At 70.5% G+C, this 1,604-nt stretch carries 2 protein-coding genes; one reads left to right on the plus strand and one right to left on the minus strand.

What is annotated here, in order from left to right; all coding sequences use genetic code 11:
* Positions 1–366, minus strand: a complete 366-nt coding sequence (locus HK417_RS24240; protein ID WP_222273261.1) for a hypothetical protein — start codon at positions 364–366, stop codon at positions 1–3.
* 67 nt (positions 367–433) lie between these two features.
* Between HK417_RS24240 and HK417_RS24245 the strand changes: the two genes are divergently transcribed.
* A complete protein-coding gene (locus HK417_RS24245) occupies positions 434–1,573 on the plus strand; it encodes an IS630 family transposase (protein WP_222273263.1) in 1,140 nt (379 codons plus the stop codon).
* The last annotated feature ends 31 nt before the right edge of the window (positions 1,574–1,604 follow it).

Consider the following 1,604-nt stretch of genomic DNA (forward strand, 5'->3'; position numbering starts at 1 on the left):
CTAGTGCTGCTCTCCGTTGAAACGTCGGGGGTCTGAGGGCCAGGCGGTGGGGTCGTTGAGGTAGAGGCCGCAGGCGCAGTCGAGGGCTTCTTCGGCGCTGCCGGCGGGTGAGCCGCTGGGCAGGTAGTTGTCTTCGTAGTCGTCGTGGCTGGCCCGGTAGATGGCAAAGCCCCAGACGGTGGCGGAGCTGAGGTAGCGCAGTCGGCACAGCTGGAGGATCTCGCCGTCGGGCAGGACGCCGTCGATGTAGGCGAAGCCGGCGCGGTAGCGCATCCGCACGTCGGTCAACTGTGGCCAGCGGTCGCGGGCGCGGGCGGCCAGCCGCCAGTGCAGCGAGTTCCTGGTCGAGTCGGGGATCTTCGGCACGGCGCTCATCCTCACCGCCGGTCGGCGTGGCGCCGCCGGGATCGACGTCGGCGCGGGACAAACAGCAATGGCGATGCAGAGCCCGTATCGGGTGGTGTTGACCGACGCGGACCGCCGGGAGCTGACCGCGCGGGCCCGGTCAGAACGGGCGGCCTATCGGGAGGTGCTGCGGGCCCGGATCGTGCTGGCCGCCGCCGACGGGACGACGAACGCGGCGATCGCCGACCGGTTGGGCGTCTGTGTTGACACGGCGCGCAAGTGGCGGGCCCGGTTCTGCGCCCGCGGCCTGCCCGGGCTGGCCGACCGGCCCCGGCCGGGCCGGCAGCGGGTCTTTGCGGCCACCGCCGAGGCCGAGGTGAAGGCGCTGGCCTGCGCGCTGCCGGCGGAGACCGGCGTGCCCTTGGCGCGCTGGAGTTGCGCGGAGCTGGCCGCCGAGGCAGTCGTCCGCGGCGTGGTGGAGGCGATCTCGCCGTCCACGGTCGGCCGGTGGTTGGCCGCCGACGCGATCCGCCCCTGGCGGCACCGGTCGTGGATTTTTCCGCGGGATCCGGACTTCGGCGTCAAGGCCGGCCGGGTCCTGGATCTGTATGACCGCACCTGGCAGGGGCAGCCCCTCGGTGCCGATGAGTACGTGCTCTGCGCCGATGAGAAGACCCAGCTGCAAGCCCTCTCCCGGCGCCATCCCGACCTTCCGCCGGCACCCGAGCGCATTCGGCGCCAAGAGTTCGAGTATCGCCGCGGCGGCACGCTGGCCTACCTGGCCGCCTATGACGTCCACGCGGCCCGAGTGCTCGGCCGAACCGCGCCGACCACCGGCATCGCCCCCTTCGCCGAGCTGGTCGCCCAGGTGATGAGCACCGAGCCCTACGCCAGCGCCGCCCGAGTGTTCTGGATCGTCGACAACGGCTCCTCGCACCAGGGCCCCCACGCGGTCCTCCGGATGCGCACCACCTGGCCGACCGCCGAGCTGATCCACCTGCCGATTCACGCCAGTTGGCTGAACCAAGTGGAGATCTTCTTCTCCATCGTCCAACGCAAAGTGATCAAGCCGACTGACTTCGCTGACCTCGACGAGCTGACCGAGCGGCTGCTGGCCTTCCAGCATCGCTACAACACCACCGCCGAACCCTTCGACTGGCACTTCGGCCGCAAGTCCCTCGACCGCCTCCTCGAACGGCTCGCAATTCACGAACCGCAGACCGCATGACCCCCGACGTTTCAACGGAGAGCAGCACTAG

It is taken from the genome of Modestobacter marinus (assembly GCF_019799945.1).
Classification (GTDB): Bacteria; Actinomycetota; Actinomycetes; order Mycobacteriales; family Geodermatophilaceae; genus Modestobacter; species Modestobacter marinus_B.